The sequence below is a fragment of the Roseisolibacter sp. H3M3-2 genome, from assembly GCF_029211165.1.
Classification (GTDB): Bacteria; Gemmatimonadota; Gemmatimonadetes; order Gemmatimonadales; family Gemmatimonadaceae; genus Roseisolibacter.
The window spans coordinates 1-4,221 of record NZ_JARGEK010000387.1 but is presented as its reverse complement, the minus strand read 5'-3'; the positions used below and the strand labels follow the sequence as shown (position 1 = coordinate 4,221).

Below are 4,221 nucleotides of genomic sequence, written 5' to 3'. Positions count from 1 at the left end.
GCCGAGCAGCCACCCGCCGACGGCGGCGAGCAGCAGCGCGCCGGCGAGCCCGCCGGCGACGCTGGCGCCGACGACCGCCGCGACGAGGCGCGCGCGCTCGCGCTCGATCAGGGAGAGGACGGTCATCGCTCGGTCACGCGGTCAGGGAAGGCGGCTGGTGACCGCGTAGACGAACAGGTTCACGCCCATGCGGAGCGCCTGCTCGTGCACCTCGGGCGGGTCGTTCGGGTAGGTGCCCGGGTCCTCCCACCCGTTCCCGAGGTCGCTCTCGACGGTGTAGTACACCGCGAGCCGGTCCCCGACGAAGATGCCGTACCCCTTGGGCGGCTTGCCGTCGTGCTCGTGCACCTTCGGCACGCCGCGCGGGAACTCGTACACGAGGTGGTAGATGGAGTGCGACAGCGGCACCTCGACCATCGGGCGGTCGGGGAACACGCGCGCCATCGTCTTCCGGAAGCTCTCGTCGAGCCCGTAGTTGTCGTCTGCGTGCAGGAAGCCGCCGCGCAGGATGTACTCGCGCAGCCGCGCGACCTCGACGTCGGACAGGGCGACGTTGCCGTGCCCGGTGAGGTGCAGGTACGGGTAGTCGTACAGCTCCTCGTCGGTCAGCTTCACGCGCGCCTCGGCCTTCTCGGTGCGCAGCGTGGTGCGCTCGCGGATCGCGGCGAGGAGGTTGGGGAGGCTCGACGGGTTCGCGTACCAGTCGCCGCCGCCATCGTACTGCAGGCGGGCGATGGTGAGGCGCGGCACCCGCGCGGCATCCTCGCGTGCCTCGCCGGCCGCCGCGCCGGCGAGCAGCGCGGCGGCGGCCAGCGCGATCGCGCGCGCGCGGCGTCCCCAGGTCCGTCCGATCATGCCGTCTCGCTCTCCGATGCCGTGATGTCGCCCCGCCCCTCGGACGCCAGCCGGTAGGCGTCGTTCCGGGAGAGGCCGAACTCGTCCGCCAGCGCGCGTGCGACGTCCCGGCTGCTCGCCCCCCCGGCGTGCAGGGTGCGGGCCCGGGCCCGGACCGCCTCCGGGTCGGCGGCGTCCGCCGACGCTGGCCGTCCGCCCAGCAGGACCACCACCTCCCCCCGTACCGCCGCGCCCGCGTAGTACGCGGCCAGCTCCCCCAGCGTTCCGCGCCGGACCTCCTCGAACTGCTTGGTCAGCTCGCGGGCGACGACCGCCGGCCGCCCCTCCCCGCACGCCGCGGCCAGCTCGGCGAGCGTGTCGGCGACGCGCGCCGGCGCCTCGTAGAGGACGGCGGTGTGCCCGAGGGCCGAAAGCTCGTGCAGCGCCTCCTTCCGTTCCCTCCCCTTCCGGGCCAAAAAGCCGTAAAAGGTGAAGCGGGTGGCGTCGAGGCCGGACACGACGAGCGCCGCCAGCAGCGCCGAGGCGCCGGGGACGGGGACGATCGGGACGCCGGCGTCGGCGGCGGCGCGGACGAGGCGCGCCCCCGGGTCGGAGAGGAGCGGGGTGCCGGCGTCGGAGACGAGCGCCAGGCGCTCGCCGGCGGCCAGGCGGGCGACGAGCCCGGGGGTGGCGCGGGCCTCGTTGTGCTCGTGGTAGGCGAACGCCGGGACCTTGGAGCCGACGTGGTCGAGCAGGCGGCGCGAGTGGCGGGTGTCCTCGCACAGCACGGCGTCGACGTCGCGCAGCACCTCGGCGGCCCGCACGGTGAGGTCGCCGAGGTTGCCGATCGGGGTGCTGACGAGGTAGAGCGTGCCGGCCATGCGGGGCAAGCTATCGCCCGGAACGCCGACGGGGCGGGACCCGAAGGCCCCGCCCCGCCGTGCCGATCCCGCCGGGATCAGGCGTGCTGCTTGAACTTCCCCTCGAGCACCGTCTTGGGGACAGCGCCGATCACGGTGTCGACCAGCTTCCCGTCCTTGAAGAACAGGATCTGGGGGATCGACCGGATGTTGAAGCGGGTCGCCGTGCGCTGGTTCGAGTCGACGTCCAGCTTCAGCACCTTCGCCTTGCCGGCGTACTCGCCGGCGAGCTGGTCGACGATCGGCCCGACCATGCGGCAGGGGCCGCACCAGGTCGCCCAGAAGTCCACCACGGCCAGCCCCTCGTGCTTCTCGACCTCGCTCTCGAAGTCGGCGTCCGTGACCGCCATCGCGTTCGACATCGGATCCTCCACGCGCGGGGTGCGACCCCGCGCGCGCCAGGTGTAAGTTGCGCGGCGCGAACCCCTTCCGAAGCCCACGCCCACCGTCCATGTCCGACCAGCCTCGCCGCGGCCCCTCCATCGCCCACATCGGCATCGCCGTGCGGGCGCTCGACGAGATCCTCCCGTTCTACCGCGACGTCCTCGGGATGCCCGAGGTGCCGCTGGACGACGCGGACGGCGCCCGCATCGCCGGCCTGCAGGCCGGGGAGTCGCTGGTCGAGCTGCTGGAACCCGCGGAGCCCGAGTCGCCGATCGGCAAGTTCGTCGCCAAGCGGGGCCCCGGGATCCACCACGTCTGCTTCGCCGTGGACGACCTCGAGGGTGCGTTGGCCCGCTGCCGGGCGCACGGGATCCGGCTCATCGACGAGGTCCCGCGGCTGGGGGCGGAGGGCAAGCGCATCGCCTTCCTGCACCCGAGTGCCACCGCGGGGGTGCTGGTCGAGCTGTCCGAATACTAGTCGGACCGACAAGGGCGCGGACCGCCGGGGCCGGCGGTCCGGGGCCCGTCGCGGCTCAGCCCGGCGTCGCGGGGCGGCAGAAGTCCGACAGCTTGTCGATCTCGAACTGCTCGACGAACCAGCGGCCGCCGGGGCCGGACACGACGGTGAACCGCGAGCGGCGCGTCAGCTCGCGCTGGGTCAGCTCGATCGTGAGGGCGCGCCCCTGGCCGACCCCCACCAGGTTGTCGACGATGCGCGACGCGTCGTGCGTGAGGTAGCAGGCGAGCGCGCGCATGCGCTTCTCGACCGCGTCGGCGGCCTCGCGCTCGGTGATCGGGCCGGCGGTCGTGCCGAACAGGCGGGCCATCGCGGTCGGGTCGTTGGCGCGGGCGGCGCGCAGGAACCCCTCGACGGCGGCCGACGCGGAGCCGGCGCCGGCGCGCGGGTCGGCGACCGGCTCGCCCGCCGACGTCACGACGGCGGCGGGGGCGGAGGCCCGGCAGGCGGGGAGCACCAGCGTGGCGGCCACGACCAGGGCCGGTCCGACTATCTTTCGCACGCGCATCTCCGAGTTCGTGGTCTCGCCAAGCTAGCCAGCCGGCCCCGCTCCGCATGCCAGACGCTCACCTGCCCGCCGACGGCACACCCGCGGACGCCGTTCCGCGCCCGCGCGCCGCGCGCCAGCGCCTGTACGTCAACATCGACCACGTGGCCACGGTGCGGCAGGCCCGCCGCGGGGCGGAGCCGGACCCGGTCGAGGCCGCGCTGCGCTGCGAGGCCGCCGGCGCCGACGGGATCACGGCGCACCTGCGCGAGGACCGCCGCCACGTGCAGGACGCCGACGTCGAGGGGATCGCGCGCCGGATCGGCACGGTGCTGAACCTCGAGATGGCCTGCACCGCCGAGATGCTGGGGATCGCCCTCCGACTGGCGCCGCACCAGGTGACGCTGGTCCCCGAGCGCCGCGCCGAGATCACGACCGAGGGAGGGCTGAACCTGGCCGCCGACCCCGACGGGCTCGAGCGCGCGGTGGCGGAGATGAAACGCGCGGGCATCCGTGTGAGTCTGTTCATCGATCCGGACGCGCAGGCGGTCCGCCGGTCCGCCGAGCTGGGGGCCGACGCGGTCGAGCTGCACACCGGGACCTACGCGCACCACCCGTCCGACCCCGCCCCGCTGGCGGCGCTCGACCGGGCCTCCGCCCTCGCGGCGCGGCTCGGGCTGGCGGCGCACGCGGGGCACGGGCTGACGGTGGCCAACGTGGGGCCGGTGGCCGCGATCCCCGAGCAGGAGGAGCTGAACATCGGGCACTCGATCGTCAGCCGGGCGCTGTTCGTCGGCCTGGAGGCGGCGGTGCGCGAGATCCGGGCGGCGATGGACGCGGCCCGGCGCTGACCTCCTCCGCGATCGCCGTCCCCTCCCCCCCGCCCCGCCTCCCCGCCCGCCCCGCATGACGGACCCCCGCGGCATCGTCGACTTCTTCGCCCTCGAGGCGGGCGAGTACCTCGAGCGCATGGACGCCTGGCTGGCGGTCGCCGCCGGCGCGGCGCTGGAGGGCCCGCCCGACGCCGAGCCGTTCGTGCGGAGCGCGCGCGAGCTGCGCGGCGCGGCCACGATAAGTCG

At 74.9% G+C, this 4,221-nt stretch carries 6 protein-coding genes; 2 read left to right on the top strand and 4 right to left on the bottom strand.

The annotated features are described in order from the left end of the window. Positions 1-141 precede the first annotated feature (141 nt). From PYV61_RS21645 to trxA, 3 genes are all read right to left on the bottom strand, one after another. Positions 142-855: a DUF4159 domain-containing protein gene (locus PYV61_RS21645; RefSeq protein WP_275835567.1), complete on the bottom strand. Its 714-nt coding sequence runs from the start codon at positions 853-855 to the stop codon at positions 142-144. Then, positions 852-1,715 (bottom strand): 16S rRNA (cytidine(1402)-2'-O)-methyltransferase, encoded by an 864-nt coding sequence (gene rsmI / locus PYV61_RS21640; protein ID WP_275835565.1) that lies wholly within the window; start codon positions 1,713-1,715, stop codon positions 852-854. The genes PYV61_RS21645 and rsmI overlap by 4 nt, the downstream gene beginning before the upstream one ends. Before the next feature lie 77 nt (positions 1,716-1,792). Continuing rightward, complete coding sequence (trxA, locus tag PYV61_RS21635) at positions 1,793-2,116, bottom strand: thioredoxin (protein WP_275835563.1); 324 nt, start codon at positions 2,114-2,116, stop codon at positions 1,793-1,795. Between the two features lie 89 nt (positions 2,117-2,205). Here trxA and mce point away from each other — a divergent pair, with 89 nt between their 5' ends. Further along, on the top strand, positions 2,206-2,616 hold the full coding sequence (gene mce / locus PYV61_RS21630; RefSeq protein ID WP_275835561.1) for a methylmalonyl-CoA epimerase: 411 nt from the start codon (positions 2,206-2,208) through the stop codon (positions 2,614-2,616). 55 nt (positions 2,617-2,671) lie between these two features. Here the strand turns inward: mce and PYV61_RS21625 are convergent, their stop codons facing one another. Beyond that, a complete protein-coding gene (locus tag PYV61_RS21625) occupies positions 2,672-3,157 on the bottom strand; it encodes a hypothetical protein (protein ID WP_275835559.1) in 486 nt (161 codons plus the stop codon). 53 nt (positions 3,158-3,210) lie between these two features. Between PYV61_RS21625 and PYV61_RS21620 the strand changes: the two genes are divergently transcribed. Next, positions 3,211-3,993 carry a pyridoxine 5'-phosphate synthase gene (locus PYV61_RS21620; RefSeq protein WP_275835558.1) on the top strand — a complete coding sequence of 261 codons (783 nt, stop codon included), beginning with the start codon at positions 3,211-3,213 and terminating at the stop codon, positions 3,991-3,993. Positions 3,994-4,221: the final 228 nt, after the last annotated feature.

What these genes read in the sequence shown, in the direction of transcription:
- rsmI (WP_275835565.1), bottom strand. Translation starts at nt 1,715, where the DNA reads ATGGCCGGCACGCTCTACCTCGTCAGCACCCCGATCGGCAACCTCGGC.
- PYV61_RS21620 (WP_275835558.1), top strand. Translation starts at nt 3,211, where the DNA reads ATGCCAGACGCTCACCTGCCCGCCGACGGCACACCCGCGGACGCCGTT.
- mce (WP_275835561.1), top strand. Translation starts at nt 2,206, where the DNA reads ATGTCCGACCAGCCTCGCCGCGGCCCCTCCATCGCCCACATCGGCATC.
- PYV61_RS21645 (WP_275835567.1), bottom strand. Translation starts at nt 855, where the DNA reads ATGATCGGACGGACCTGGGGACGCCGCGCGCGCGCGATCGCGCTGGCC.
- trxA (WP_275835563.1), bottom strand. Translation starts at nt 2,116, where the DNA reads ATGTCGAACGCGATGGCGGTCACGGACGCCGACTTCGAGAGCGAGGTC.